The sequence below is a fragment of the Caulobacter sp. SL161 genome (assembly GCF_026672375.1).
Classification (GTDB): domain Bacteria; phylum Pseudomonadota; class Alphaproteobacteria; order Caulobacterales; family Caulobacteraceae; genus Caulobacter.
In genome coordinates this window covers 3,651,742-3,676,892 of record NZ_JAPPRA010000001.1, presented here as the reverse complement: position 1 = coordinate 3,676,892, position 25,151 = coordinate 3,651,742, and the positions used below count along the sequence as shown (strand labels likewise).

Genomic DNA, 25,151 nt, shown 5'->3' with positions numbered 1-25,151 from the left:
GTTGACGGGGATCAGTCCAAGTCGCGCGGGCCGAACGAGCGCGGCAGCAGGTCCCAGAACGCCACCCGCTCGGTGGGCTTGCCGCCCTGCACCGAGATGATCTCGCAGGTCTCGCCGGCGAATTCGGCGATGCGCTGGCGGCACCCGCCGCAGGGCTGGACCACGGCGTCCGAGCCGGCGGCGATCAGCACCTTGTCGATGCGGCGCGCGCCGGCGGCCGTGATCATCGCCCCGATCGCCGTCTGCTCGGCGCAGGTGCCCTGCGGATAGGCGGCGTTCTCGACATTGACGCCGTAGTGAACAGCGCCGGTCTCGTCGATGATTGCGGCGGCCACCGTGAACTTCGAGTAGCGGGCGTAGGATCTCGACAGCAGCGCCGGCAGGGCGGCGGCGATCTCGTCTTCGAGAGCTTCAGGGGGCATAGGGATGTCGGCGCTCATGGATGTTCCTGCCACCCGGCAGGATCGCGCCGGGATGGAAGGCAATCAGCGACGACGTCATGGCGCAAGCAGAAAGTAAGTTCAAACTTACCCTTTGCCCCAGCCTACGCGTCTCCGGGCGCCGATGCGTGGATCGACAGCGCGTGCACCGGCCCCGCCAGCTCCTCGGCCAGGGCGTGCATCACCATCCGTTGGCGCATCACCCGCGTCTTGCCCGCGAAGGCCTGCGACTCGATCCGCAGATTGAAGTGGCTTTCGCCTGCGCCGGTGTGGCCCGCATGGCCGTGATGCCGGTCGCTGTCATCGACCAGTTCGAGGGCGGACGGTGAAAAAGCCGCTTCCAACTTGCGGCGGATGGTCTCGGCGACGGCGCCCATCATACGTCTCTTGCTTGTCAATCCTTGAACGCAAATAGCGCGGCCTTACTCTAGACGCCATGAACCGGCCGTTCGAGTACCGTCCCAAATTTTACGACATCCGGGTCCGGCCCCCCAAGGAGGGCGAGGAGGATCCGGCGCACGATGTCCTGGGCCTCAAGCCTGGCGAGAAGCGCTGCGACCATCCCGACTGCCGCCTGGCCGGATCGGCCAAGGCGCCGAAGTCGCGCGACATGCCGGGCGACCACTACTGGTTCTGTCAGCGGCACGCGGCCGAGTACAACAAGAACTGGAACTTCTACGCCGGCATGAGCGAGGCCCAGATCCGGGCCGAGCAGGAAAGCGAGCGGATGACCGGCGGTCGTCCGACCTGGAGCTTCAAGGCTGACGCCAATTCGCGCGAGGCCGCCGCCATGGCCGCCCGCGACGCGCGCCACTTCGCCGACCCCTTCGGCGTCTTCCGCGCCCAGCAGCGCCGGGCCGAGGCCGAGCGCTCGGCGGCCGAGCGCCGTCTGGGCAAGCTGGAGCGCCAGGCCCTGGCCGACCTAGACCTGGAGGCCACGGCCGACAGCGCCGCGATCAAGGCCCGCTACAAGGAACTGCTCAAGCGCTGCCACCCCGACGCCAACGGCGGTGACCGCAGCGCCGAACACAAGCTGCAGCGCGTGATCAAGGCCTACAAGCAGCTGCAGAAGTCGGGGATGGTGTAGCCACCTCCCTGTCATCCCGGGCGGCGAAGCTGACCCGGGACCCAGGGGGTGACAAGGCGCCGTGCGCGCCGCCCCTGGGTCCCGGCTCTACAGCCCGCTGCGCGGTCTTCCGGCCGGGATGACACCGCGTATTCGATTGTCGAGTTGAGAGGGTTCCCCCCAAACCCGACAGGCCCCTAGGCCGCGCCTTCCTCGATCAGGAACGCTCTCAACGCCGCCCGATCCACGTCCTTGGCGACGAACGCATCGCCGATGCCGCGCGCCAGCACGAAGGTCAGCTTGCCGCCTTCGGCCTTCTTGTCCTGGCCGCAGTGGGCGATCAGGGCGTCGGCGCGGAAGGGCTCGGGGCGCACATCCGCCAGCGTGGTCGGCAGGCCGGCGGCCTTGATGGCGGCCTGCGCGCGGACCGCGTCCTGGCTGGGGCACAGGCCAAGCTTGGCCGAGAAGCGGAACGCCTGGGCCATGCCGACGCCGACGGCCTCGCCGTGCTTGAGCGCGTCGCCAAAGCCCATCTCGGCTTCGATGGCGTGGCCGAAGGTGTGGCCAAGGTTCAGGAGCGCGCGGCGACCGGCCTCCTTCTCGTCCTCGGCGACGATCTCGGCCTTCATCTCGACGCTGCGACCGACGGCGCGCACGAGCGCGTCGACATCGCGGTCGAGCACCGCCTCGACGTTGGTCTCCAGCCATTCGAAGAAGGAAAAGTCGCCGAGCAGGCCGTACTTGATGATCTCGGCGTAGCCGCAGGCGAGCTCGCGGGCGGGCAGGGTGGCCAGCACGTCGAGGTCGGCCAAAACCAGGCGCGGCTGGTGGAAGGCCCCGATCAGGTTCTTGCCGCGCGGGGTGTCGATGGCGGTCTTGCCGCCCACCGAGCTGTCGACCTGGGCCAGCAGCGTGGTCGGGACCTGCACGAAGTCGATGCCGCGCTTGTAGATCGCCGCCGCAAAGCCGGCGAGATCGCCCACCACGCCGCCGCCCAGGGCCACGATCTGGTCGCCGCGCTCCAGGTTCAGGGCCAGCAGGCGATCCGACAGATCGGCCAGACCCTCAAAGCTCTTGCTCTCCTCGCCGGGCGGGATGGTGATGACGTCCACGGCGATCCCGGCGCCTTGCAGCGCGGCGCAGAAGCGCTCGGCGTGATGCGCGCCGACATGGGCGTCGGTGACGACGGCGACGCGCTTGCGCTTGCCCAGCACCGTCGCGACGCGGTCGCCGGCCTGGTCGAGCAGGCCCGGCCCGATGACCACGTCATAGGCGCGCTCGCCCAGGCCCACGGAGACAGTGCGGATCATCGGAACTCCTTACGCCCGGGACTGGCGAAGCGCCGTCAGGATAGCCTCGACCGCCACCATGTGCGGGGTGTCGCCGGTCTCGACGTGGACCTTGGCCTCGGCATAGGCCGGATTGCGGGCCTCTGCGAGCTCGGTCAGCACCTTCACAGGGTCCTTGCCGCGCACCAGCGGGCGGTTGTCCTTGCGCGAGACGCGGCGGGCCAGGAGCTCGACATCGGCCTTCAGCCAGACCGACACGGCCTTCTCGTTGATCAGGGCGCGGGTCTCGGCGTTGACGAAGGCGCCGCCGCCGGTGGCCAGCACGTGCGGCGGCTCGTCCAGCAGCCGGGCGATCACCCGGCGCTCGCCGTCGCGGAAGGCCGGCTCACCCAGCTCGGCGAAGATCTCTGAGATCGAGCGTCCGGCGGCGGCCTCGACCTCATTGTCGGCGTCGCGGAACGGCAGCCCCAGCACATGGGCCAGCCGCCGCCCGACGCTGGACTTGCCCACGCCCATCAGACCCACCAGAACGATGGTCTTGGCGCGCAGCGGGGCCAGGTCGTCGGTGACGGTCGGCGCGGCCTCGGGGGCGACCTCTGGGGCGACCGCGGGGGCGGTGTCGGGCGTTTGATCGGGCTCGGTCATGATGCGGTCGCGGGTTTACACGAGGCTAGGCCAAAGCGCCAAGTTTGCGAGCGCCGAAGTTTGCGAGAGCCCTGTCATGCGTCATAACCGGTCCATGCCTCATTCGATGCGTCTTCCGTCCCTGATCGCCCTGACCGCCGCCCTGCTGGCGCCCACCCTGGCCGCCGCCCAGGAAGAGGTGAGGGTCAAGAGCCTGGCCGCGCCGGACTATTTCTCGAGCGCCTTGGCCGATACCGGTCTGCCGACGGATCTTTGGAAGGACACCGCGCCGGACATCCTGCGCGACACGCTGCCCCGGATCGGCGGTCCGCGCGGCCTGTCGCCGGCCTTCGCCGATCTGGCGCGGCGGATGCTGTCGACCGGCGCCAACGCCCCCGCGCGCATCGGCGAGGATGTCGAGATGGGCGCTCAGCGGGCTCTGGCCTTGATCGCGCTGGGCGAGGCCCGCGCCGTGGACGGCCTGCTGGACCGCACCCCCGGCGCGGCGGGCAGCTCGGCCCTGTCGATGGCCGCGGCCGAAGCGGCGCTGATCATCGGCGCCGATGACAAGGCCTGCGCCGTGCAGGACGCCCTGACCGTGGATCGCGGCGGCGCCTACTGGCTGCGCCTGCGCGCCTTCTGCCAGCTGAGGGCGGGGCAGGACGACGCCGCCCAGCTGACCTTCCAGTTGGCCCAGCAGCAGACCAAGGACGCCGACTACGCCCGGCTGATGGGCGCGGCGCTGGCGGGGACCGCGCCCGGCGCGGCGTCGCTGAAGAACGGCGTCAACTACGCCCTGTCGCGCCGCCTGAACCTGGATGTGCGGTCGGCGGCGGCCATGGCCTCGGCCTCGCCGGCCCTGAAGCCGCTGACGATCTCGGCCTCGGGCGATCTCGCGGGCGTCGCGCCTGGCGCGGACCTGACCGCCGCCGAGGCCTCGGCCCTGGCGTTCCTGCGTCAGGCCAAGACCCTGGCGGCCTTCGTCGACGCAGCGCAGGCCTCGGCCGGCCCCATCGCCGCGCTGGCGGCGGCGGGCGGCCCGCTGCAGGACCCGGTGCTGTTGGCCCGCGCGGCCGTGGCGGCGGGCGATCTGGCCAGCGCCCAGACGATCCGGTCGCGGCTGGTGCAGGACAGCATCCCCGGCGCCAGCGGCGCGGACCTGGCGATCCTCGACGCCCTGATCACGGCGGGTTCCGGCAAGACCGACAACCAGGTGCTGGGCGCGCTGGTGGCGCGCGGGGCCAGCGGCGGCGCTCGCTCGCCGGCCCAGGCCGCCGCCCTGCTGCTGGCCAGCCTGGGCGGAACCCTGGACGCCGATGCGCGCGGTCAGGTCTACAATTTCGACGCCGGCAAGTCGGCGGCCCCGCCGGCCCGTCTGCAGTTGCTGGACGATGCGGGCGCGGCCAAGCGGGCAGGCGAGGCGGGTCTTCTGGCCCTGTCGATCGCCGCCGACGCCGGCGTCGCCGGGCCCGCGCCTGTGGATCGCGCGCGCATCGCCCGCGCCCTGCATCAGGCGGGCCTGGACGCCGACACCCGTGCCATCGTCATCGAGGGGCTGCTCAGCCTAGCCTACGCCAAATGAGCCAGGGCGAGGCCTGGGTCGACGCCTTTCTCGAGATGATGGCGGTCGAGCGCGCGGCCGCCCGTAACACCCTGACCGCCTATGGCAAGGACCTGGAGGACGCGCGCGGGTTTCTCAGTCGCTCAGGGCACGACCTGCACGACGCCGACGCCGAGACCATCGAGGCCTATTTCCAGGACCTGGGGGCGCGCGGCCTGTCGCCCGCCACCGCCGCCCGCCGGCGCTCGGCCATGCGGCAGTTCTACCGCTTCGTGTTGGGCGAGGGCTGGCGGACGGACGATCCCTCCCGCCGCGTCGCCGCGCCCAAGGCGGGGCGCCCTCTGCCCAAGGTGCTGGAGCGCGAGGAGATCGAGCGGCTGCTGGCCGCCGCCTCGGCCAAGGACAGCGCCCAGGGCCTGCGTCTGGCCTGCATGATCGAGCTGATCTACGCCTCGGGCCTGCGGATCTCCGAGCTCCTGGCCCTGCCGCTGTTGGCCCTGGCCCGTGATCCGGCCTACCTGATCGTCAAGGGCAAGGGGGGCAAGGAGCGGCTGGCGCCCTTGAACGATGCGGCGCGGGCGGCGGTGAAGGCCTATCTGGCGGCGCGTCCGGCCTTCCTGCCCAAGGGGCAAAAGGACAGTCCGTGGCTTTTCCCCTCGCGCGGCGCGACGGGGCGTCTGACCTCGCGCCGGGTGGGGCAACTTCTCGAAGACGCCGCCATCGCCGCCGGCATCGACCGCCAGAAGGTCAGCCCCCACGTCCTGCGCCACGCCTTCGCCACCCACCTGCTGGAGGGCGGCGCCGACCTGCGGGTGATCCAGACCCTTCTGGGCCACGCCGACATCGCCACGACGCAGATCTACACTCACGTCGCCGGCGAACACCTGGCGCACATCGTCCAGACCAAGCATCCGCTGGGGCGCAGGAAGGGATAGAGCGTCGCCATTGACGCGCAACCCAGCCACCGCCTAGGAAAGCCCCCACGAAATTTGCGGGTTTGCCTTTCTGGCCGCCCCATCCTGAAAGGCCCGCCATGTCCGAAGAAACCCGCGACTCCAACGGAACCCTGCTGGCCGACGGCGACACGGTCACCCTGATCAAGGACCTCAAGGTCAAGGGCTCGGGCGGCGTGACGCTGAAGCGCGGCACGGTGGTCAAGAAGATCCGTCTGACCGGCGACCCCGACGAGATCGAGGCCAATGTCGACAAGGTCCGGGGCCTCGTCCTGCGCACCGAGTTCGTCAAGAAGGCCTAACTTAACCTTGGCCTGCTAGGTCTGGCCTCCAGACAGGCGGAGAACCGCCGATGGAGGCTGGAAGGCCGATGGTGACGGTGACCAGGCAGGCGGGCGCTATGGCGCTGATCGCCTACGCCAAGAATGCGAAGGGCGAGCCGGCGATCGCGCTGGCCAAGCCGGTGTCCACGGCCGCGACGCCAGCCCCCAACTCGCCGGAGGCCAAGAAGGCGGCCGAGGCCGCCGAGGCGCTGGCCAAGCTCAAGAAAGAGATGCGGCTAGGCAAGAAAAACGCCATCGGCGACGCCAAGGGCCGCGCCAAGGCCAAGTTGCAGCAGGTGATGGAGCGGCTGAAGCTGCTCAAGAAGATCTACGCCAACGACCCCAAGGCCATGGCCAAGGCCCTGGCCGCTGCGGCCAAGGAGCTGAAGGCGGCGGTCAAGGACTATGGCAAGGCCGCCAAGGAAGCCGGCGAACTCTACGCCCAGGACTTCGCCAGCCTGCCCGACGCGGCGACCGACCCCGAAGGCGCGGCCGCCCAGCGCAAGCAGCTCGAGGATGAGGCCAAGATGGAGGCCGCCGGCGACATGGACTTCCTCAAAGAGGTCCGCAGCACGAGCCAGGCCCTGAAGGACGAGCTTCAGACCGCCAAGACCAAGGGCATCCTGACCCAGCCGGGCAAGTTCGAGCGCTCGGACGAGGTCAAGGAGGCCGAGGACGGCCTGAAAGAGCTCGACGAGATGACCGAGGACCTGGATCAGCAGGTTCGCCGCGACATGCCGCCTGGCAGCCTGATAACGCTGGCGGCGTAGAGTCTATTTGGGTTCCAGCACCGCGTAGCGGCCGCCGGGGGCGTCGAGGATCAGGATCCGGTCGAAGAACAATCGGTTGCCGGTCATGCCGCCCATCCCGGTGGCGCGCATCATCAGGCCCTGGGTGACGCTGGTCCCCTCGATATAGGTGGCGTCGCCCAGCGGGGTGTCGAGGCCGCCGATCACCACCCGCGCCTGGGTCGGGGCGGTGTGGGCCATCAGCTTCTTGCCCCACGAATTGACCGGGAAGCTTTCGGCGTCCTGGCCCGTGGTCATCTCACTCCAGCGCGCCTTGTCGATCAGGAGCGAAAACGCGCTGGAGCCGGTGTCGAGCAAAAGCTTGGTCGGCTTGCCCTCCAGCGTGGCGTCCAGCAGCACCCAGCGGCTCTTGAGGGTCATCGGCGACCACTGGCTGGTGGCGGGCATGGCTGCGACGCCGATGCTCAGGCGCATGGCCTTGAAGTCGACCGTCAGCACCCGGTCTTCCAGCAAGTCGACACCGATCGTGCCGATCAGGTCGACGGCCTCGGGATTGGTCCATTCGATGTTGGCGTCGCCGATGTCGGCCCGGACCTTGGGCTTTTCGATCGAGGCGCGGACGTCGCCGATGGTGAAGCTCACCGCGCCCAGTTCGCCCTTGGGGCCGGGTTTGAGGCCCGGCGCCCGGTCGGCGATGGCCGCCAGGGTCTTGCCGTAGAACACCGTCGACTTCGCCCCGAGGTCGAACTGGGCGTAGAAGGTCTTGTCCAAACCCTCGAACCGGATCGGCAGCAGCACCGCCGCGCGCGGCTCGACGCGATCGCCGAACTTGCTCGACGCCCAGCGCATCGGCGCCGATCCGCCGGGGGGAGCGATCACCAGATCGTCCGCCGCAAAAGCCACCCCGCAGCCGCCGACGCTGATAAGCGCGCTCGCCATCGCCGCCGTCGCCCATCGACGCGTGATCGCCATGCCCTATCCCCCGGCCTGAATATCCCCAGTTCAGGCTGGGCGATCAGAGAACGGCGTTCAATTTAATTGCTGGTAATCTTTGGCGTCTCACCGTTGTAGGCCGCGCGCATCGCTGCGATGTCGATCTTCTTCATGCCCATCATGGCCTGAAAGGCCCGGCCGGCGGCTTCACGATCGGTGATGGTGGTCATCTCGACCAGCTGGCGCGGCGTCACTTGCCAGGACAAACCGAACCGATCCTTCAGCCAGCCGCATTGGGACTCCTGGCCGCCATCTGCGGTCAGCGCGGTCCAGTAGCGGTCCACCTCCTCCTGACCGTCGCAGTGGATCACGAACGAGAAGGCCTCGCTCAGTCTGAATGTGGGGCCGGCGTTCAGCGCAGTGACCGGCAGACCGTCCAGCTCAAACTCCACGGTCATCACATCGGCGGGCGTCGCCTGGGAGGCGTCGTTCGGATAGCGGGCGACGCGCGTGATCCGTGAGTTCGGGAAGAGTGAGACATAGAGCTCGGCGGCCGGTTCCGCCTGGCTGTCGAACCACAGGAACGGGGTGATCTTGAGCATGTGACTCTCCATTGTCGTGGTTCTAGGACGATCGGGTCTTCATCCTTCCGACAGACGGGGCGAAAATCTCTGAAATGTCGACGAGAGCGAAGGATCGCCCTTCTCCTCGGCGCGTCAGTTTCCCATCTAGAGACGCCGGCGGCGCGACCCGTCGCCCATTCAGCCAGGAGCGGCCTCATGAAGACGCGTGAACTCGGTGACCACCTCAAGGTCTCGGCGATCGGCCTCGGCTGCATGGGCATGGGCCAGGTCTACGGCACAGCGCTTGAGAAGGCCGACGCCTTCAAGCTGATGGCGCGCGCGGTCGAGCTGGGTGTGACCTTCTTCGACACCGCCGAGGTCTATGGCCCCTTCGCCAACGAGGAACTGGTGGGCGAGGGCCTCAAGCCCTTCCGCGACCAGGTGGTGATCGCCACCAAGTTCGGCTTCGACATCGGGCCGGAGGACCTGGGCCAGGGCATGTCGCGGGTGCGCGGCGTCAACAGCCGGCCCGAGCACATCCGGGCCGTGGCCGAGGCCTCGCTGAAGCGCCTGGGGATCGAGACGATCGATCTCTTCTACCAGCACCGCGTCGATCCGGCCGTGCCGATCGAGGACGTGGCTGGGACGGTCCGCGACCTGATCGCCGAGGGCAAGGTCAAGCACTTCGGCCTTTCGGAAGCCGGCGCAGCGACGATCCGCAAGGCCCACGCGGTCCAGCCCGTGGCGGCGCTGCAGAGCGAGTATTCGCTGTGGTTCCGCGAGTTGGAGGCTGAGATCCTGCCGACGCTCCGTGAGCTGAAGATTGGTCTGGTCCCCTACAGCCCGCTGGGGCGCGGCTTCCTGGCCGGCGCGGTCAAGGCCGAGACGATGGGCGAGGGCGACTTCCGCAAGGGCCTGCCGCGCTTCCAGGGCGAGGCGCTGGAGAAGAACCTGTCGCTGGTCGAGGCCCTGGCCGCCATCGCCGCCGACAAGGGCGTCACCCCGGCCCAGCTGGCCCTGGCCTGGATCCTCCATCAGGGCGAGGACATCGCCCCGATCCCCGGCACGACCAAGATCCACCGTCTGGAAGAGAATGTCGCCGCGGTCGACGTGACCTTCTCGGCCGACGAGCTGGCGCGCATCGCCGCGGCCGTGCCGGAAACCGCGATCGAGGGCGAGCGCTACAGCAAGACCGGCATGGCGATGGTGGGGCGCTAAGGGCGTTTGAGGCAACCCGACCTCCCCGACGAGCCTTGAAGGACGGGCTGAGGCTGAAGGCTCGTCCGGCCCGGGCGAAGGGGACGTCGCCGTTCGTCCCCCTGAACAGCCGATCTTGATGTTCGCGCCTTCGTGCGCGCTAGAGCATTTTCCGATAAGTGTGAAACGGTTATCGGATCGAAAAATGCTCTAAACCATTGGAATAGAGCCCTTTTTATCCGATCTGATTGTGTCAATCAGATCGGAAAGGGCTCTAGGCCCGGCCAGGCGGTGCGCCGCCTGGCGGCGGGCTGCTGATCGGCGCCGCCGGACCTTGATTCGGCCCCCCCCACACACACAAACCGTCCCAAACGACGGATCGCCCTGGCCCGCGCAGGCCGAATGTCGCGCGGCGCGGCGGGGAATGACGCTGCGTCACTTGGTCTCAGCTGATCGGCGCTCCGCCTTGAACCCGTAATAGAGGCCGTATTTTCGGCATAAATCGGGCGAATTCGCGGTGTTCTGGCCCGATTTTCACGCTTAACAAGCGGTTAATACGCCTGATTAGAACGTCTCATTTACCACTCAATAATCAATTCAGGGTCGAAATACTCGAAATAATATCGCGGAGGAGCCGTAAACTATGAAGATGCTCTACATATCTGCAGCAATAGTGCCGCTACTATTTGTCGCACCTTCTCACGTTTTGGCCCAAACCGTAGCTACGAAAACGGCGGAGGCTACGGGCAAACCGGCGGCGAATGCGCCGGCCAACCGTGAAGAGGTGTTCTCCACCGGCGTCGCCAAGGGCCGTGATCGCCTCGACAGCGCCACCTCCACCAGCGCCCTGCGCGAAAGGGACATGGAGGTCTCCGGCGGGCGTTCTCTGGGCGACCTGCTGCGCAACCTGCCGGGCATCCGGACCGAGTCGTCCACCGGCGACGGCAGCTCGGCCTACACGATCCGCGGCCTGCCCCTGGCGTCCGGCGGTTCGAAGTACATGCAGCTGCAGGAAGATGGCCTGCCGGTCCTGGAATTCGGCGACTTCTTCAACGGCGCCGTCGACATCTATATTCGCGCCGATCTCAATCTGGCTGCGGTCGAGTCCATCCGCGGCGGCTCGTCCTCGACCTTCGCGTCGAACTCGCCGGCCGGCGTGATCAACCTGATCTCCAAGACCGGGGATGTGAAGGGCGGCACGGTCCTGCTGACCACCGGGCTAGACTACGACACCAACCGCGTCGACTTCTCCTACGGCGCGCCCATCAACGACACGTGGCGCTTCCACATCGGCGGCTTCTACCGGGTGGGCGAAGGACCTCGGAAGGTCGGCTTCGACGCCTTCAAGGGCGGCCAGTTGAAGTTCAACGTGACCAAGCAACTGCCCAATGGCTACGTCCGACTCTCGGGCAAGTATCTGGACGACCGCTCGCCGCACTATCTGCCCGGCCCGGTGCGCATCACCGGGACCAATGACGATCCCGTCTTCAGCAGCTTCAACACCTACGATGTCCGGCACGACTCGATGAACGCCGGCAACCTGGGCAAGCTCATTACGCTCGACGCCGACAACAAGCCGGTTCAAATGCCGCTGAGCCAAGGCATGAACGCCCTGGTCAAGTCGATCGGCCTGGAGTCGCAGTTCGAGGTCCAAGGCTGGACGATCACCCAGCGCGGCCGCTACTCGGACATCGAGGGCGGGACGCTCCGCAACCTGGTCGCCAACATCTATTCCGGCGCCGCCATGCCCGCCTCGCTGGGCGGCGGCACGGGAACCTTCAGCTACGCCACGGGCCCGCGCGCCGGTCAGGTCATCACCGATCTCGGCGCGCTCAACGGCAACGGCCTGGTCGTCGGGAGCTCGCTGAACCGCATCGAGTCGCGCTCGCTGAACAACTTCATCAACGATCTGCGCGCCACGCGGGCCTTTGAGGTCGGCAAGGGTGAGCTGACGGTGACGGGCGGCGTCTACAAGTCGATCCAAGACTACACCAGCGACTGGCTCTACAGTAACCACCTCCAGGATGTGGCGGCCGACGGCAATTCGTCGCTGATCAACTACACCAACGCCGCCGGCGTGCCGCAGACCCAGAACGGCTATCTGGGCTTCAACCGGTCCGGCCCCACCGCGTTCTTCCGCCGCAGCTATGACGTCCGCTACAACATCACCGCGCCCTACGGTTCGCTGAACTATCGTATCGGCAAGATGGCGATCGGGGGCAGCCTGCGCCATGACGGCGGCCGGGTGCGCGGCGATCTCTACGGCGCGGATCTTGGCGGCGGCCGCATCGGCATCAAGTCGGTCGACTTTAACGGCGACGGCGTCATCTCCGTGGCGGAATCGAAGACCGCCTTCACGCCCTTCGACAGCCCGGCGCCCGTTCACTACAACTACGGCTATGTCAGCTATTCGGTCGGCGTGAACTACCGCGTCGCCGAGCCGTTCGCGGTCTTCGCCCGCTACAGCCGCGGGGCGCGGGCCGGGGCCGACAAGCTGCTGTTCTCGACCAAGGTCAGCACCACCGACGGCCGCCTGATCAACAAGTCCGACGGCTATGACATCGTCAAACAGTTCGAAGCCGGGTTCAAATACCGCGCGCCGAAGTTCACGGTGAACGTCACCGCCTTCAGCGCCGACACCGAGGACACCAACGTCCAGGCCGGCGCCATCACCACCGACCGTACCTACAAGGCCTATGGCGTGGAGGCCGAAGGCACCTATCGCCACGGTCCGTTCAGCGTGCGCGGCGGCGTCACCTATACCGACGCCGAGCTCGTCAACGACAAGCTGAACGCTGCGGTCGCCGGCAAGGTCCCGCGCCGCCAGCCCGATTTCATCTACCAGGCCACGCCCCAGCTTGATCTGGGCCAGGTGACGATCGGCGCCAACATCATCGGCACGACCGACAGCTGGGTGCAGGACAACAACCTGATGAAGATGCCCGGCTACACGCTGGTCGGCGCCTTCGCCCAGTATCGCGTGACCGACAAGCTCCAGCTGATGCTGAACGCCGAGAACCTGTTCGACAAGGTCGCGATCATCGAGATCACCACCCCGTCGGTGCCGGCCAACGGCATCGGTCTTGGTCGCGCGGTCAACGGCCGCACGGTCTCGATGTCGGCCCGCATGCACTTCTGATCTACGCCTCGCGTCCGGCGCCCACCCCGGCGCCGGCGGCCCTTGCGAGCCCGTCCGGCTTGGAGTGTCCCTCCAGGCTTGGCGGGCTCGATCCGTTGAGGGCTGAGCGCAGAGCGCGGCGGCGCTTGATCCGCGCCGCCACCTCGGCCCACACTCCCCGCCATGGACGAGAACCCGCTCCGCACTCTGGATTCTTTCGAGCTCCTGAAGCTGGGCAAGGCGTCGGTGACGGTGGGGAGCCTCACGACGGGGCTGTTGATCGTGCTGGCGGCGCTGTTTGCGGCGCGGATCACCTCGGCGGGCCTGCGGCGTTTGCGCCAGAAGGCGGGCGGCAACGCCGCCTCGCTGTACGTGGTCGAGAAGGTCGCCGGCTACACGCTGGTGGTCGTGGGCGTCATGGCCGGCCTGTCGACCATGGGCCTGGACCTGACCTCGCTGACCGTGTTCGCCGGCGCGCTGGGCGTGGGGGTCGGTCTTGGCCTGCAGGGGGTGATCAAGGACTTCGCCTCGGGCGTTTCCCTGGTGTTCGAACGGCTGGTGGCGGTGGGCGACTTTGTCGAGCTGCCCAATGGCGGGCGCGGCGTGGTGCACGAGATCGGCCCGCGCGCCACGCGTATCCGCACCAATGACAGCACCGACATCATCGTCCCCAACTCGGTGCTGGTGAACGACCAGGTGATCAACTGGACCCTGCGCGGCACCAACCGCCGCCTGCGGGTGCCGTTCGTCACCGCGTTCGGGACCGACAAGGAAAAGGTGCGCGAGGCGGTGCTGAAGGCCGCCAAGGCCGCCCCCTTCACCTCGCCCGACGACGCCACCCGGCGGGCCCAGGTCTGGCTGGTCGGCTATGGCGAGAGCAGCTTGAAGTTCGAGCTGGTGGTCTGGCCGACGGTCGAGGCCGTGCGGCGCCCGGCGGCGATCTTCGCGGCCTATACCTGGTTGATCGACGATGCGCTGCGCGAGGCGGGCATCGAGATCCCGTACCCGCAGCGCGACATCCGCCTGCGGGGCCTGTTCGGCGAGGAGGGCGAGGAGGCCATGGCCAGTCTGCGCCTGGAGCCCGCCGCGCGCCGCCGCAAGGCGTCCAAGGCCGCCCGGATCGGCTCCAGCAACGACGCCGCCGCCGACCTGGAACGCGAGGATCCCGAGGAAGCGCCGAAGGTCCCGCCGCCGCCTGAACGACGATAGAGCCCTTCAGCTTTGGGGTGTCGTTATCCAAGGCTTTGAAAAGGGCTCTAAACCTTGGCTTTCGAGCCTGTTGATCGGGATGAGATGGTTCCATCTCCTCCCGACAGGCTCTGGGCTTGACGCGCTTTTTGCGCCGCCGCATGGTTCTCGCAATTGCGAAATGATCCCCTTGTGAAGGGGACGAAGCGGGGAGTGACCGGCATGAAGACGCCGCGCGGCTTTTTCAAACCCTTGGCCATCGGCGCGCCGACGCCCTATCGCGAGCCGCCCGCGCGCGTGGAGCGGATGATCCACTTCGTGCCGCCGCACCTGGAGAAGGTGCGCGCCAAGCTGCCCGAGATCGCCCCGACCGTCGACGTCATCCTGGCCAATCTGGAAGACGCCATCCCCGCCGACGCCAAGGGCGCGGCCCTGGCGGGCCTGGTGGCCATGTCGCGCGAAGTGGACTTCAAGGCTCTCGGCGTCGGCTTCTGGACGCGGATCAACTGCCTGAACTCGCCCTGGCACCTGGATGAGATCGCCACCATCGTCGAGAAGGCCGGCGACAAGATCGACGTGATCATGGTGCCCAAGGTCGAGGGGCCGTGGGACATCTTCTATATGGACCAGCTCCTGGCCTCGCTGGAGGCCAAGCACGGCGTCACCCGGCCGATCCTGCTGCACGCCATCCTGGAGACGGCCGAGGGCGTGATGAACGTCGAGGCCATCGCCGCGGCCAGCCCGCGCATGCAGGGGATCTCGCTGGGTCCGGCCGATCTGGCCGCCAGCCGCTCCATGAAGACGACCCGCGTCGGCGGGGGGCATCCCGGCTATCGCGTCATCGAAGATCCGCATACGGACGGTTCTGCGCGCGTCTCGGTCCAGCAGGACCTCTGGCACTACACCTTCGCCAAGATGGTCGACGCCTGCGCGGCCCACGGCATCAAGCCGTTCTACGGTCCGTTTGGCGCGATCGACGACCCGGTCGCCTGCGAGCAGCAGTTCCGCAACGCCTTCCTGATGGGCTGCGCCGGCGCCTGGAGCCTGCACCCCAGCCAGATCGAGATCGCCAAGCGTGTGTTCAGCCCGGATCCCGCCGAGGTCGCCTTCGCCAAGAAGATCCTCGAGGCCATGCCCGACGGAACGGGCGTGGCCATGATCGACGGCAAGATGCAGGACGACGCGACGTGGAAGCAGGCCAAGGTGATGGTCGATTGCGCCAAGCAGATCGCGGGCAAGGATGCGGAATATGCGGCGCTGTACGGGTTCTGAGTTCTAAATCCTCCCCCCAGCGGGGGAGGTGGTCCGAAGGACCGGAGGGGGGAAGAGGCAGGATCAGCAGGCCTTCCCCCTCCGTCGTCTCTTCGAGCCGACACCTCCCCCGCTAGGGGGAGGATTTTACCGCCTCAGCTCCCCCCCCACCGTCGTCACCACCTTGGCGCCCGCCGTCAGCAGCTTGTGGATCGGGCACTTCTCGGCGATCTGGAACAGGCGCTCGCGCTGCTCGTCGGTGAGGTCGCCTTCCAGGGTGATGATCCGCTCGAAGCGCTCGTGGGGCGTCGTCTCCTTGTCGAACGACGAGAACACCTCGACGTGCAGGCCGCTGATGTCCCAGCCCTTCTGGTTGGCGTAGAGGCGCAGGGTCATGGTGGTGCAGGCCGCCAGGCCCGCAGCGACCAGCTCATGCGGATCAGGCCCCAAATCAAGGCCGCCCTGCGCCGCGGACAGGTCGGCGACGATGGTCGCCGGACCCGCCGTCACGAAGGTCTGCAGCCCGCCGTGGCCGCTGTCGGTGGCGGTGGCGAACGGGCGGGTGGGGACGGTGTCGGTCATCGGTCGGGTCCTTGGATGGAGCGCTGAAGCTGGCGCTTCGGGCCCTGCTGTTCAAGGCCGCGTTTGGGTGATCGGGGTGAGGGTGAAGTCCGGCTCGCGGTCGGGCCCCAGCGAAATCTTGGCCACGGGGACCACCGGCCGATCATCAGCCATGGCGACCTTGAACTGCGACAGCAGGCTGCCCAGCAGGATCTGGCTCTCGGCCATCGCGAAGCTGGCTCCGATGCAGATCCGCGCGCCAGCGCCGAACGGGATGAACGCGTCCACTCCCCACGGAGAGGAATGGTTGAGAAAGCGCTCGGGCAAGAAGGCGGTCGGTTGATCCCAGAGCTTGCGATGACGATGGATCAGCCAAGGGCTGATTGTGATGACGTCGCCGGGCGAGACCCGGTGTCCCTGGACCTCGTCTTCGGCGATGGCCTCGCGGCTCATCGTCGGCGCCGGCGGGTAGAGACGCAGGGTTTCCAGCAAGACCGATCGGGTCAAGGGCCAGGCTGAGAGATCATCCAGGGTGCGGATCTTGTCTGGCGGAAAGGCCAGAATCTCGGCGCGAATCCGCGTTTGGGTCTTGGGATCCAGGGCCAGCAGATAGGCGGCCCAGAACAGCAAGCGCGACGTGGTTTCGAAACCTGCGGCCAGCATGGTGCCGCACTGATCGCGGACTTCGATGTCAGGCAGGGCCTGACCGTCCTCGTCGCGAGCGGCCAAAAGGCTGTCTAGAAGGTCGCCGCCTTGTCGCTGAGGTTCGGCGGTCTTGCGCTCGTCGATCAGAGCACCGACAGCCGCCATCCAGCGCGCGCCTTGAATCCGTCTGGGACGTTCGGCAAAGCCGAAATCGTCGGGGCCACGCGCCAGAAGATCGAAGAGGTTCACATTGGCTCGGCCTTGCAGATAGTCGCGAGCGATCTGCGCCAGGTGCGCGCCCTCGCCCAGGGCCGAGCGTGAAAAGAGGGCGCGTAGCACGGCGTCCAGCGTCGCGCGGTGAAAGGTCTCGCTTAAATTTGCCCGATCATGGTCAGCCAGACCATCGGTCAGAGCTTGGCCTGCGGCGATGAAGTGCGGCAGCAGGGTCTCGACAGCCTTGGGGGTGAAGGCCGGAGCCAAGGCCTTGCGCTGACGCCGCCAAGTCTCCCCATCCGTCAGCAGCAAGCCGTCACCGACGATCGGCCGTAGTATGCGGCTCATCTGATAGGGACGCCTATACCGCGCGGCCCCAGCGCCCAGGACGTGTCGGACGCCTGCAGGGTCGCTGACGACCAGGCCAGGCTGGCCCAGGAACCTATAGGGGATCATGAGGGTGTCGAAGCCCGACTCCGACCACGCCCCGATCATGTTGCGCATCATCGCCCAGGCGGCGCCCAGATTCTTCAAATCCTTGGCGTGAACCTTAGGCGCGGGGGGAATGAGGGGCGCGGACGCTGCGAGGGCGTCGGGCTTCTCGGCGGCGAGGACTTGAGCGTCCATGGTGCGGCCTTCCGGACTTTTAAGGAGCCCGCAGCGGGCTCCATCCGGAACGGCACCCTAGGGCTGTTCAGGTTGCGATGCAATAATTCATCGCGCGTTGAATTATGCGGCGGCGGCCTGCGAGGCGAAGACGTCGAACACCCGCTGGGCGCCGCGCCAGACCTCCACGAAGTCGCAGCGGTGGTGCATGTCCAGAAGCTCGAACGCGCGTAGACGCGCGGCGTGGTCGTCAGCGCAGGGCGTGACGTCGAAGCGCGGGACCGAGCCGTCGGACTCGACACAGAAGAAGGTGAACACCTGCATGGGAACTATCCGCTCTCACCAGGCGGGGCCGCGCACGTTCGATGGCGGGGGCCGCAGGGATGCAGATCGGCTTCCGCGACCTGCTACAAAACAACATAGGACTCTATGTCGCGATTCACCAGAGCAAGAGAGTCTTGAATCGAGACTCACCTGGGGATCGATCCTGTGGATAAAACGAGGCGACAGCAGGGCGGTTCCAGGCCGAAATCTCGCCTCTTTCCCTTCGGGGATTTGGCCTCTAGGTTCGCAGCCCTTCATCAACGGCGACGTTAAGAGTCCATGGCCGCCCACTATCTCGATTTCGAACGACCCATCGCCGATCTGGAAAGCAAGATCGAAGAGCTGAGCCGGCTCTCCGAGACGGCGGGACCGGGCGCGTTCGACACCGAGATTCAGGCGCTGCGCGACCGCGCTCAAGAGCTGCGCAAGGAAGCCTACGCCAATCTCGACGCCTGGCAGAAGACCATGGTCGCCCGCCACCCGCAGCGGCCGCACCTGCGCGACTATGTGGCCGGCCTGATCGACGAGTTCGTCGAGCTGCGCGGCGACCGCAAGTTCGCCGATGACCAGGCCATCGTCGGCGGCCTTGGCCGGTTCCGCGGCCAGCCGGTCGTGGTCATGGGCCACGAGAAGGGCCACGACACCACTACGCGCCTGAAGCACAATTTCGGCATGGCTCGCCCCGAGGGCTACCGCAAGGCCGTGCGCCTGATGGACATGGCCGAGCGCTTCAACCTGCCGGTCATCACCTTTGTCGACACGGCCGGCGCCTATCCGGGCCTGGGCGCTGAAGAGCGCGGCCAGGCCGAGGCCATCGCCCGCTCGACTGAGCGCTGCCTGACGCTGGGCGTGCCGATGGTGGCCACGATCGTGGGCGAGGGCGGTTCGGGCGGCGCCATTGCGCTCGCCGGCGCCAACCGCGTGTTGATCCTGGAGCACTCGATCTATTCGGTGATCTCGCCGGAAGGCGCGGCGTCGATCCTGTGGCGCGACGGCGCCCGGGCCAAGGACGCCGCCACCCAGATGCGCATCACCGCCCAGGACCTGATCAAGCTGGGGATCGTCGACCGCATCGTCGAAGAGCCCGCCGGCGGCGCCCATTCCGACACCGAGGCGGCGATCCAGGCCGTCGGCGACGCGGTCGAGGACGAACTGAAGGCCATGGCCGCCATGAGCCCGGCCGAGCTGAAGAAGCAGCGTGCCGACCGCTTCTACGCCATCGGCCGCGCCGGCCTGCAATAGCCGCACAAGGACGAAGCCATGCTTTTCCGGACCATGCTGATCGCCTCCGCCTTTCTGACCGTGGCGCCCGTTGCGGCCCAGGCCCAGGCTCAGGCCAAGGATGGCGTCACCTACAGTCCGGCCTACGAGCTTTGCTGGAACAAGCCAGAAAACTCCAACACTTACGGGATACTTCGCTGCGGCGAGGCCGAGCTGGCGGTTCAGGACGCCCGGCTGAACAAGGCTTACAAGGCGGACATGGCCGATCTGGCGGACTCTCCTGAAGCCAAGGCTTCACTACTCAAGGCGCAGCGGGCCTGGATCGCCTTTCGCGACGCTGACTGCGCGACGGTTCGGGCTCTGATCGGCGGCACGGCCGCCCCGATCTATCTCCAGAACTGCCATCTGGAGCACACGGCGCGCCGGGCCCAGGCGCTGGAAGACCTGCTCAAGCCCTGAGCGGGTCGGGCTGTACATCAAATCGCTAGAGCATTTTCCGATCCGATAGCAGTTCCGCACTGATCGGGAGATATCCCGGCCGGCTCGGAGGGGCGGGGCAGCTGGACCGATTTTGGGCCAGGAGGCCTTGGCGCGGGTTCGGCGCGTTCAAGTCACCCGCTCAAACCGCCATGGGCTTCTCCCGCGACGCGGTTCTGAACATCGGCGAGCACTGCGTAGAGTTCGGCGACCGCAAGCGGCTTGGCCAGGACCCCGTCTGCGCCCGCGGCTCGGTAGCGGCGGACGTCGTCCTCGAAAACATTGGCCGTCAGCATGACGATTGGCGTGCGGTCCTTGCCGATACCCAGGGCGCGGATCGCCTCGACGGCGGACGGACCATCCATTCGCGGCATGTTGGCGTCCATCAGGATGAGGTCGAACGGCGTCAGGCGCGCCGCCTCCACCGCAGCGGCGCCGTCTTCGACAACGGTTGGCGTAATGCCGACCTGCTCCAGCAGCAAACGCAGGACGCGCTGGTTGGCGGGGTTGTCCTCGGCCGCCAGAATCCGCAGCGGCAGGTCGGTCAGCGCATCGACCGGCGCAGGCTCGGCCTGGGCGTCGACGGCCTCGGCCACGAAGCTGAACCAGAACCGCGAACCCCGCTCGGGCGCCGGCTGATAGCCAATGTCGCCGCCCATGGCGCGCAGGTTCGCCGCGCAGATCGCCAGGCCAAGGCCCGCGCCGCCAGCTTCGCGTCCCAGCGCAGCTTGCTGGAAGGGGTCGAAGATCCGATCGATATCCTCCGCCGGCACGCCCGCGCCGCTATCCTCGACCACGATGCGGAAGGTCGGTGCAGCGCTCGGCGTCGTTTCAACGCGGACCAGGATCTTGCCGCCGGGGGGGGTGAACTTGATGGCGTTGGAGACGAGGTTGGTCAGGGTTTGCTCGATCTTGCCGCTGTCCGCCGAAATCCAGCAGGGGTCAGGGCAGGCCGAGAGGTCAAGCTGAAGATCAAGCTGCGCGGCGTTGGCCGCAGCGCGCCAGACACCGGTTACCTCGCGCGCCAGATCGGCGAGGTTGAAGGGGGTGGGGGCCAGCGGCGTGGCGCCGCTTTCGATACGGGCGAAATCCAGAACCGAGCTCAACAGGCGCAGGAGCATGCCGCCGGCCTGGCGCACACCGTCGACATGCTCGCGCTGTGTCGCGTCCAGGGGGCTTCGGGCTAGGACCTCGGCCAGCCCCAGCACCGCGTTCAGCGGTGTGCGAACCTCATGGCTGGCGACCGCCAGGAGATGGGTCTTGGCCCGGCTGGCCGCCTCGGCGGCTGCAAGGCTTTCCTCAAGCCGCGCGCGCGCGTCCTGCGCGGCCCGCTCGGCCCTGCGCCGTTCGAAGGCCCGCCCCAGCACCGCGCCGACCTGGTCGAGAAAGGCGAGCGTCTCAGCGTCGGGGCCTCGGCCATGGTCGTGAAAGAACTCGACGACCGCAGTGATCTCGTCGCCGACCAGAATGGGAAAGCCGACGCCCTGATTGAGGCCTAGGGCGCTTGCGGCGCGCCGGCGCTCGGCCGGGCAACTGGCGAGGCTCTCGATGGAGCAGGCGCCGCGCAGCCGCATCACCTGGCCGAGCACGCCGCCGCCGATCTGGGCGCGGCGCGGCGTGGTCGCCAGCCGAAGCGCTGTGATGTCCGTATCGGGCGGGGCCAGCCACAACGCCGTGGGTTGCAGCCAGTCCATCGCCTCGGCGTCGGTCTCGACCAGTTGGACGTGTCCGACGGGCCAGCCCGTCTGGCTCCCGATCGCCCTGAGCGCGGCGCGCAGGACGGTGTCGAGATCGTCGCTGCGATTGGCCTCAAGCGCTAGGTCCGCCAGGAGCCGCATCCGCTCGCCTTGCCGGTAGAGGCGATGGGTCGCCGCCTCGGCGATCGCTTCAGCCTCGCGACGCGCCAGCAGTTCGCGGCTCAGCCGGCGTTCGAGACGGGCGATGCGCGCTTCGCGGTCCGAGGCGGCGGCGACCTGTGCGGGCGAAAACGGGATGACGGCGCTAGTCATTCGCCGCCGCCTCTAGCGACGGCCAGCCGATATGGAAGACACAGGCGCTGTCGCCCTTTTCCACGCAGGCGGCGTGTTCAAAGGTGATGACCTCGTGAAACTGTCGCGCGGCGCCCTCGGTGAAGCCCTGCGCCAGGGCGCACATTCGCCGCTGTGACGTGTAGGCCATGGCGACGCCGCCGGCGTCGATCGCTCGCAGCTTAAGATGGGGACACGCTGCGCCCGCGTAGAGCTTGTGCACCTCGGCATGGATGATGTCGTTGACGCCCGCCAGGAAGCTGCGCGAGCTCACATGGCCTTCGAAGAACACGGGATAGGCGCGCGCCAGGTGCGGCATCGCTTCCTGCCCGAACCAGCGCAGGAGCTCGCCGCGCGACAGCGACAGTCGGGCGCTGGCCGTCTCGACCAGGGTTTCCCACTCCTCATCGTCGTAGCTGCCCAGCGAGGTGTAGGCGCCGGACACGCCGGCGTCGTCGAGGATGTCGTCCCAGGCGTCGGCTCCATGAGCGGCCGAGACAACCTCCTGCAACAGGTTGAAGATCACACCCTTCATGGCGCCGCCCGTCCCGTTCGCGACCGTCCAAGAGCCTTGGCCGTCCGCGCTCCCTGATTTTCTTATTGGCGACGCCCGCCCGACGAGGCGTGCACGACGCTCGTCGAACAGCGTCTTTCTTAACTTAAGTGTTTTCGTTACGCGATCGTTTGCACGGATCTGGAGGCGCGGCCTTCGGTCGCAAGACCCAGGGTTCCATCGTCGCGACCATGAAAGCGCGCATTGAGTCGCAAGCGCTCAGCTCGGCGTCCGCGGGCTTCAAGGGTAGGGCCGTCAGGATTTTCCGCGGGTGGCGAAGCGCGTTACAGTGCCCGCCAAGGAGCCTTCACGATGAACCCACGTCTCGTCAGCGCCTGGATGGCGGCCGCATTGCTCGGTTTGGTCGCGTCCGACGCGTCGGCGCAGGCGGCCAAACCGGCGGCGTCGCCCAAAGCCGGCGCCGCGAGCCGGTCGATGACAGCGCTCGATCGGTGCCTGGCCACGCCAGAGGGGCAGTCGACCTATGGCATGATCGCTTGTATCGGCGCGGAGACCGGCGTGCAGGACGCTCGCCTCAATCGCGCCTATCAGGCGGCGCTGATGCGGCTGGACCGCCCGCGCCAGAAGGCCGCCCTGCAGAAGGGCCAGCGCGCCTGGATCGCCTTCCGCGACGCTGATTGCGCCGCCTATGTCGATGAGGACTGGGGCTCGCTGGCCAGGGTCGAGGCCAACCAGTGCGTGCTGGATCGCACCCGCCAGAGGGCCGAGGAACTGGAACGCTTCCGGACCGCCTATTAGGCGCTTGCCTGACGTAGCGGGCGCCGCCGCATAGTCTCCTCAAAATCCCAAGGGAGGAGAGGCGGCCATGGCCATCAAGACGCGTTTCACCGAGCTGTTCGGCGTCGAGCACCCGATCGCTCAAGGCGGCATGCAGTGGGTCGGCAAGGCCGAGCTGGTCAGCGCCGTCGCCAACGCCGGGGCGCTGGGCTTTCTCACGGCCCTGACCCAGCCCACGCCCGAGGCGCTGTCCAAGGAAATCGCCCGCACCCGCGAGATGACCGACAAGCCGTTCGGCGTGAACCTGACCATCCTGCCCACCATGACCCCGCCGCCCTACGCCGAGTATCGGGCCGCGATCATCGAAAGCGGGGTCAAGATCGTCGAAACCGCCGGCTACAAGCCGCAGGAGCATGTCGACGACCTCAGGGCCAACGGCGTGAAGGTGATCCACAAGTGCACCGCCGTCCGTCACGCCCTGAGCGCCGAGCGCATGGGCGTGGACGCCATCTCGATCGACGGTTTCGAGTGCGCCGGTCACCCGGGCGAGGACGACATTCCGGGCCTGATCCTGATCGCCGCCGCCGCCGACAAGGTGAAGATCCCGATGCTGGCCTCGGGCGGCATCGCCGACGCGCGCGGCCTTGTGGCGGCTTTGGCGCTGGGCGCCGACGGGGTCAACATGGGCACCCGCTTCTGCGTCACCCAGGAGGCCCCGATCCCGATGGCCTTCAAGGAGCAGATGGTCGCCAATGACGAGCGCCAGACCGATCTGATCTTCCGCACCCTGCACAACACCGCCCGCGTCATGCGCAACGCCGTCAGCCAGGAAGTGGTGCAGATCGAGCGGGCCGGCGGGGCCAAGTTCGAGGACGTGGCCCATCTGGTGGCCGGAACCCGCGGCCGCGACGCCCTGGCGCAAGGCGACACCGACGGCGGCATCTGGAGCGCCGGCATGGTCCAGGGCCTGATCCATGACATCCCGACGGTGAAGGATCTGGTCGACCGCATGGTCGCCGAGGCCGAGGATCTGATCCGGGGCCGTCTGGCCAGGATGCTGGGCTGAGGGCGATGCGGGCGGGCCGGGCTGTCAGCCGCCGCCCTTGGCGGTGCGTCGCGCCATCTCCCCCCATCCGCGAAAACGCTGGAGCCTTCCTGCCCGTCCGATAAATGTCCTACAAATCCGGGGGCGTTGCGGGAGGGGCTGGGGTGAGCATTGCTTCGAGACATCCGGGCGCGGTCGCCGAGGCGCAAGGCCCGGCGGCCCGGGAGGCGTCCGCAAACGCGCGCCTCGGCTGGATTGACCAGCTGCGGGGTCTGGTCATGGTCATCATGGCGCTGGACCACGTGCGGGACTTCGTCCATCGCGTCGCCATGTCGGCGCTGCCGACCGACCTGGCGACGACCACGCCGCTGCTGTTCGCCACCCGCTGGATCACCCATGTCTGCGCGCCGGCCTTCGCTCTCACGGCGGGCGTCGGGGCCTTCCTGTGGTGGAGCCGGGGGCGCAGCCGGGCCCAGCTCTCCGGGTTCCTGGTCTCACGCGGCCTGTGGCTGATGCTCCTCGAACTCGTCGTCATGCGCTTGGCCTATTACTTCTCGGTGTCGCTGCAGAGCCCGGTTCTGCTGCTGGTGCTGTGGGCGCTGGGGCTGTCGATGATCGTGCTGGCCGCCCTGGTCTGGCTGCCGAGGGCGTGGCTGGCCCCGCTGGCGATCGCGATCCTGCTGCTGCACCCGCTGCTGGACATCGCCCCCTTCGGCGCCGGCATGAGCTTTCTCCACGAGGTCGGGATCGTTCAGTTCTTCGGCGCGACGGTGGTGAGCCCTTATCCGCTGATCCCGTGGGCGGCGATCATGCTGCTGGGCTTTGCGATGGGGCCGGCGATCCAGGCGGGGCGGCTCAGCGCCCGCAGTTTCGCGGGCCTGGGCCTTATCGCCCTGGCCGGCTTCGTGGCGCTGCGCCTGGCCAACCTGTACGGCGATCCCGCCCCGTGGAGCCCGCAGGCCTCGCCGGTCTACAGCCTGATGGCCTTCGTCAATGTCACCAAGTATCCGGCCTCGCTGGATTTCACCCTGCTGACCCTGGGCCTGATCTTTCTGCTGGCGGCGGTCCTGGTCCGGACGCCCGGCTGGCCCTCCGCCGTCCGAGGCGTGCTGGAGGTCCTGGGGCGCGTACCGCTGTTCTACTATCTGCTGCACTTCTTCCTGGCCCACCTGATCGCCACCGGATTGGCGCTGGCGACCTACGGGGCGCAGGCCTTGAGCTTCGTCTTCACGCCCTATCCCTCGCTGGGCGGGCCGAAGGAGGCTTTCCCCGCCGACTTCGGGCACGGCCTGCTGACCGTCTATGTCGTCTGGCTGGTCGTGGTCGCGGTCTGCTATCCGGCCTGCCTGTGGTTCGCCAAGGTCAAGGCGCGTCGCCGGGCGTGGTGGTTGAGCTACCTGTAGGCCAGGGCTGGGGCGGATCGTCGCAGAGCCCGAATTTGGCCAAGCTTCCAAGGCGTCCTTAACCGCCGTCCCGCACGTTGGGG

The 25,151-nt window shown here is 67.8% G+C and carries 25 protein-coding genes; 14 read left to right on the top strand and 11 right to left on the bottom strand.

Annotated features, from left to right (window positions below):
* Positions 1–11: 11 nt before the first annotated feature.
* On the bottom strand, positions 12–422 hold the full coding sequence (cdd, locus tag OVA11_RS18180; RefSeq protein ID WP_268069016.1) for a cytidine deaminase: 411 nt from the start codon (positions 420–422) through the stop codon (positions 12–14).
* Between the two features lie 122 nt (positions 423–544).
* Positions 545–820: a BolA family protein gene (locus OVA11_RS18175; protein WP_010920847.1), complete on the bottom strand. Its 276-nt coding sequence runs from the start codon at positions 818–820 to the stop codon at positions 545–547.
* A 56-nt stretch (positions 821–876) separates the two neighbouring features.
* On the opposite strand from OVA11_RS18175, the gene OVA11_RS18170 reads away from it, so the two are divergent.
* Positions 877–1,527 carry a J domain-containing protein gene (locus tag OVA11_RS18170; RefSeq protein ID WP_268068650.1) on the top strand — a complete coding sequence of 217 codons (651 nt, stop codon included), beginning with the start codon at positions 877–879 and terminating at the stop codon, positions 1,525–1,527.
* A gap of 176 nt (positions 1,528–1,703) precedes the next feature.
* Here the strand turns inward: OVA11_RS18170 and aroB are convergent, their stop codons facing one another.
* Both aroB and OVA11_RS18160 read right to left on the bottom strand, forming a co-directional pair.
* Entirely contained in the window at positions 1,704–2,816 is a 1,113-nt protein-coding gene (gene aroB, locus OVA11_RS18165) for a 3-dehydroquinate synthase (RefSeq protein ID WP_268068649.1), read from the bottom strand.
* Between the two features lie 9 nt (positions 2,817–2,825).
* The gene (locus tag OVA11_RS18160) at positions 2,826–3,440 is read right to left on the bottom strand and encodes a shikimate kinase (RefSeq protein WP_268068648.1); all 615 of its coding nucleotides are present in this window, start codon (positions 3,438–3,440) and stop codon (positions 2,826–2,828) included.
* Positions 3,441–3,516: 76 nt separating this feature from the next.
* Here OVA11_RS18160 and OVA11_RS18155 point away from each other — a divergent pair, with 76 nt between their 5' ends.
* The 4 genes from OVA11_RS18155 to OVA11_RS18140 all read left to right on the top strand — a co-directional run bounded on the left by OVA11_RS18155 (position 3,517) and on the right by OVA11_RS18140 (position 7,026).
* Positions 3,517–5,001 (top strand): hypothetical protein, encoded by a 1,485-nt coding sequence (locus tag OVA11_RS18155; RefSeq protein WP_268068647.1) that lies wholly within the window; start codon positions 3,517–3,519, stop codon positions 4,999–5,001.
* Positions 4,998–5,915 (top strand): site-specific tyrosine recombinase XerD, encoded by a 918-nt coding sequence (locus OVA11_RS18150; RefSeq protein ID WP_268068646.1) that lies wholly within the window; start codon positions 4,998–5,000, stop codon positions 5,913–5,915. The genes OVA11_RS18155 and OVA11_RS18150 overlap by 4 nt, the downstream gene beginning before the upstream one ends.
* A 98-nt stretch (positions 5,916–6,013) precedes the next feature.
* Positions 6,014–6,235 (top strand): alkylphosphonate utilization protein, encoded by a 222-nt coding sequence (locus OVA11_RS18145; protein WP_004621989.1) that lies wholly within the window; start codon positions 6,014–6,016, stop codon positions 6,233–6,235.
* Between the two features lie 50 nt (positions 6,236–6,285).
* Positions 6,286–7,026: a hypothetical protein gene (locus OVA11_RS18140; RefSeq protein WP_268068645.1), complete on the top strand. Its 741-nt coding sequence runs from the start codon at positions 6,286–6,288 to the stop codon at positions 7,024–7,026.
* 3 nt (positions 7,027–7,029) lie between these two features.
* Here OVA11_RS18140 and OVA11_RS18135 read toward each other — a convergent pair whose 3' ends face one another.
* Both OVA11_RS18135 and OVA11_RS18130 read right to left on the bottom strand, forming a co-directional pair.
* Positions 7,030–7,977: a hypothetical protein gene (locus tag OVA11_RS18135; RefSeq protein ID WP_268068644.1), complete on the bottom strand. Its 948-nt coding sequence runs from the start codon at positions 7,975–7,977 to the stop codon at positions 7,030–7,032.
* A 62-nt stretch (positions 7,978–8,039) separates the two neighbouring features.
* Positions 8,040–8,540 (bottom strand): VOC family protein, encoded by a 501-nt coding sequence (locus OVA11_RS18130; protein WP_268068643.1) that lies wholly within the window; start codon positions 8,538–8,540, stop codon positions 8,040–8,042.
* A gap of 177 nt (positions 8,541–8,717) precedes the next feature.
* On the opposite strand from OVA11_RS18130, the gene OVA11_RS18125 reads away from it, so the two are divergent.
* The 4 genes from OVA11_RS18125 (at position 8,718) to OVA11_RS18110 (ending at position 15,276) form a co-directional block, all read left to right on the top strand.
* Positions 8,718–9,719, top strand: a complete 1,002-nt coding sequence (locus tag OVA11_RS18125) for an aldo/keto reductase (RefSeq protein ID WP_268068642.1) — start codon at positions 8,718–8,720, stop codon at positions 9,717–9,719.
* A gap of 622 nt (positions 9,720–10,341) precedes the next feature.
* On the top strand, positions 10,342–12,837 hold the full coding sequence (locus OVA11_RS18120; RefSeq protein WP_268068641.1) for a TonB-dependent receptor domain-containing protein: 2,496 nt from the start codon (positions 10,342–10,344) through the stop codon (positions 12,835–12,837).
* A gap of 162 nt (positions 12,838–12,999) precedes the next feature.
* Complete coding sequence (locus OVA11_RS18115; RefSeq protein WP_268068640.1) at positions 13,000–14,025, top strand: mechanosensitive ion channel family protein; 1,026 nt, start codon at positions 13,000–13,002, stop codon at positions 14,023–14,025.
* 192 nt (positions 14,026–14,217) lie between these two features.
* Positions 14,218–15,276, top strand: coding sequence for an HpcH/HpaI aldolase/citrate lyase family protein (locus OVA11_RS18110; RefSeq protein ID WP_268068639.1), 1,059 nt, complete (start codon positions 14,218–14,220; stop codon positions 15,274–15,276).
* Between the two features lie 126 nt (positions 15,277–15,402).
* Here the strand turns inward: OVA11_RS18110 and OVA11_RS18105 are convergent, their stop codons facing one another.
* The 3 genes from OVA11_RS18105 to OVA11_RS18095 all read right to left on the bottom strand — a co-directional run bounded on the left by OVA11_RS18105 (position 15,403) and on the right by OVA11_RS18095 (position 17,604).
* Positions 15,403–15,837, bottom strand: a complete 435-nt coding sequence (locus tag OVA11_RS18105) for an OsmC family protein (protein ID WP_268068638.1) — start codon at positions 15,835–15,837, stop codon at positions 15,403–15,405.
* Between the two features lie 51 nt (positions 15,838–15,888).
* Positions 15,889–17,301 carry a cytochrome P450 gene (locus OVA11_RS18100; RefSeq protein WP_268068637.1) on the bottom strand — a complete coding sequence of 471 codons (1,413 nt, stop codon included), beginning with the start codon at positions 17,299–17,301 and terminating at the stop codon, positions 15,889–15,891.
* A 102-nt stretch (positions 17,302–17,403) separates the two neighbouring features.
* Positions 17,404–17,604 (bottom strand): hypothetical protein, encoded by a 201-nt coding sequence (locus tag OVA11_RS18095; protein WP_268068636.1) that lies wholly within the window; start codon positions 17,602–17,604, stop codon positions 17,404–17,406.
* A gap of 279 nt (positions 17,605–17,883) precedes the next feature.
* Here OVA11_RS18095 and OVA11_RS18090 point away from each other — a divergent pair, with 279 nt between their 5' ends.
* Both OVA11_RS18090 and OVA11_RS18085 read left to right on the top strand, forming a co-directional pair.
* The gene (locus tag OVA11_RS18090; RefSeq protein WP_268068635.1) at positions 17,884–18,846 is read left to right on the top strand and encodes an acetyl-CoA carboxylase carboxyltransferase subunit alpha; all 963 of its coding nucleotides are present in this window, start codon (positions 17,884–17,886) and stop codon (positions 18,844–18,846) included.
* An 18-nt stretch (positions 18,847–18,864) separates the two neighbouring features.
* On the top strand, positions 18,865–19,284 hold the full coding sequence (locus tag OVA11_RS18085; RefSeq protein ID WP_268068634.1) for a lysozyme inhibitor LprI family protein: 420 nt from the start codon (positions 18,865–18,867) through the stop codon (positions 19,282–19,284).
* Between the two features lie 152 nt (positions 19,285–19,436).
* On the opposite strand, the gene OVA11_RS18080 is transcribed toward OVA11_RS18085, so the two are convergent.
* Together OVA11_RS18080 and OVA11_RS18075 are read right to left on the bottom strand one after the other, a co-directional pair.
* The gene (locus OVA11_RS18080; protein WP_268068633.1) at positions 19,437–21,311 is read right to left on the bottom strand and encodes a hybrid sensor histidine kinase/response regulator; all 1,875 of its coding nucleotides are present in this window, start codon (positions 21,309–21,311) and stop codon (positions 19,437–19,439) included.
* Complete coding sequence (locus OVA11_RS18075; protein WP_268068632.1) at positions 21,304–21,864, bottom strand: heme NO-binding domain-containing protein; 561 nt, start codon at positions 21,862–21,864, stop codon at positions 21,304–21,306. Before OVA11_RS18075 ends, OVA11_RS18080 begins: the two co-directional genes overlap by 8 nt.
* Positions 21,865–22,194: 330 nt before the next feature.
* Here OVA11_RS18075 and OVA11_RS18070 point away from each other — a divergent pair, with 330 nt between their 5' ends.
* The 3 genes from OVA11_RS18070 (at position 22,195) to OVA11_RS18060 (ending at position 25,068) form a co-directional block, all read left to right on the top strand.
* Positions 22,195–22,641, top strand: coding sequence for a lysozyme inhibitor LprI family protein (locus OVA11_RS18070; RefSeq protein WP_268068631.1), 447 nt, complete (start codon positions 22,195–22,197; stop codon positions 22,639–22,641).
* 67 nt (positions 22,642–22,708) lie between these two features.
* Positions 22,709–23,686 carry an NAD(P)H-dependent flavin oxidoreductase gene (locus OVA11_RS18065; protein WP_268068630.1) on the top strand — a complete coding sequence of 326 codons (978 nt, stop codon included), beginning with the start codon at positions 22,709–22,711 and terminating at the stop codon, positions 23,684–23,686.
* A gap of 143 nt (positions 23,687–23,829) precedes the next feature.
* Positions 23,830–25,068, top strand: coding sequence for a DUF1624 domain-containing protein (locus OVA11_RS18060; protein WP_268068629.1), 1,239 nt, complete (start codon positions 23,830–23,832; stop codon positions 25,066–25,068).
* Positions 25,069–25,151: the final 83 nt, after the last annotated feature.

Coding starts and splice junctions, on each gene's coding strand:
- cdd (WP_268069016.1), bottom strand. CDS start 422: ATGCCCCCTGAAGCTCTCGAAGACGAGATCGCCGCCGCCCTGCCGGCG.
- OVA11_RS18175 (WP_010920847.1), bottom strand. CDS start 820: ATGATGGGCGCCGTCGCCGAGACCATCCGCCGCAAGTTGGAAGCGGCT.
- OVA11_RS18170 (WP_268068650.1), top strand. CDS start 877: ATGAACCGGCCGTTCGAGTACCGTCCCAAATTTTACGACATCCGGGTC.
- aroB (WP_268068649.1), bottom strand. CDS start 2,816: ATGATCCGCACTGTCTCCGTGGGCCTGGGCGAGCGCGCCTATGACGTG.
- OVA11_RS18160 (WP_268068648.1), bottom strand. CDS start 3,440: ATGACCGAGCCCGATCAAACGCCCGACACCGCCCCCGCGGTCGCCCCA.
- OVA11_RS18155 (WP_268068647.1), top strand. CDS start 3,517: ATGCGTCATAACCGGTCCATGCCTCATTCGATGCGTCTTCCGTCCCTG.
- OVA11_RS18150 (WP_268068646.1), top strand. CDS start 4,998: ATGAGCCAGGGCGAGGCCTGGGTCGACGCCTTTCTCGAGATGATGGCG.
- OVA11_RS18145 (WP_004621989.1), top strand. CDS start 6,014: ATGTCCGAAGAAACCCGCGACTCCAACGGAACCCTGCTGGCCGACGGC.
- OVA11_RS18140 (WP_268068645.1), top strand. CDS start 6,286: ATGGAGGCTGGAAGGCCGATGGTGACGGTGACCAGGCAGGCGGGCGCT.
- OVA11_RS18135 (WP_268068644.1), bottom strand. CDS start 7,977: ATGGCGATCACGCGTCGATGGGCGACGGCGGCGATGGCGAGCGCGCTT.
- OVA11_RS18130 (WP_268068643.1), bottom strand. CDS start 8,540: ATGCTCAAGATCACCCCGTTCCTGTGGTTCGACAGCCAGGCGGAACCG.
- OVA11_RS18125 (WP_268068642.1), top strand. CDS start 8,718: ATGAAGACGCGTGAACTCGGTGACCACCTCAAGGTCTCGGCGATCGGC.
- OVA11_RS18120 (WP_268068641.1), top strand. CDS start 10,342: ATGAAGATGCTCTACATATCTGCAGCAATAGTGCCGCTACTATTTGTC.
- OVA11_RS18115 (WP_268068640.1), top strand. CDS start 13,000: ATGGACGAGAACCCGCTCCGCACTCTGGATTCTTTCGAGCTCCTGAAG.
- OVA11_RS18105 (WP_268068638.1), bottom strand. CDS start 15,837: ATGACCGACACCGTCCCCACCCGCCCGTTCGCCACCGCCACCGACAGC.
- OVA11_RS18100 (WP_268068637.1), bottom strand. CDS start 17,301: ATGGACGCTCAAGTCCTCGCCGCCGAGAAGCCCGACGCCCTCGCAGCG.
- OVA11_RS18095 (WP_268068636.1), bottom strand. CDS start 17,604: ATGCAGGTGTTCACCTTCTTCTGTGTCGAGTCCGACGGCTCGGTCCCG.
- OVA11_RS18090 (WP_268068635.1), top strand. CDS start 17,884: ATGGCCGCCCACTATCTCGATTTCGAACGACCCATCGCCGATCTGGAA.
- OVA11_RS18085 (WP_268068634.1), top strand. CDS start 18,865: ATGCTTTTCCGGACCATGCTGATCGCCTCCGCCTTTCTGACCGTGGCG.
- OVA11_RS18080 (WP_268068633.1), bottom strand. CDS start 21,311: ATGACTAGCGCCGTCATCCCGTTTTCGCCCGCACAGGTCGCCGCCGCC.
- OVA11_RS18075 (WP_268068632.1), bottom strand. CDS start 21,864: ATGAAGGGTGTGATCTTCAACCTGTTGCAGGAGGTTGTCTCGGCCGCT.
- OVA11_RS18070 (WP_268068631.1), top strand. CDS start 22,195: ATGAACCCACGTCTCGTCAGCGCCTGGATGGCGGCCGCATTGCTCGGT.
- OVA11_RS18065 (WP_268068630.1), top strand. CDS start 22,709: ATGGCCATCAAGACGCGTTTCACCGAGCTGTTCGGCGTCGAGCACCCG.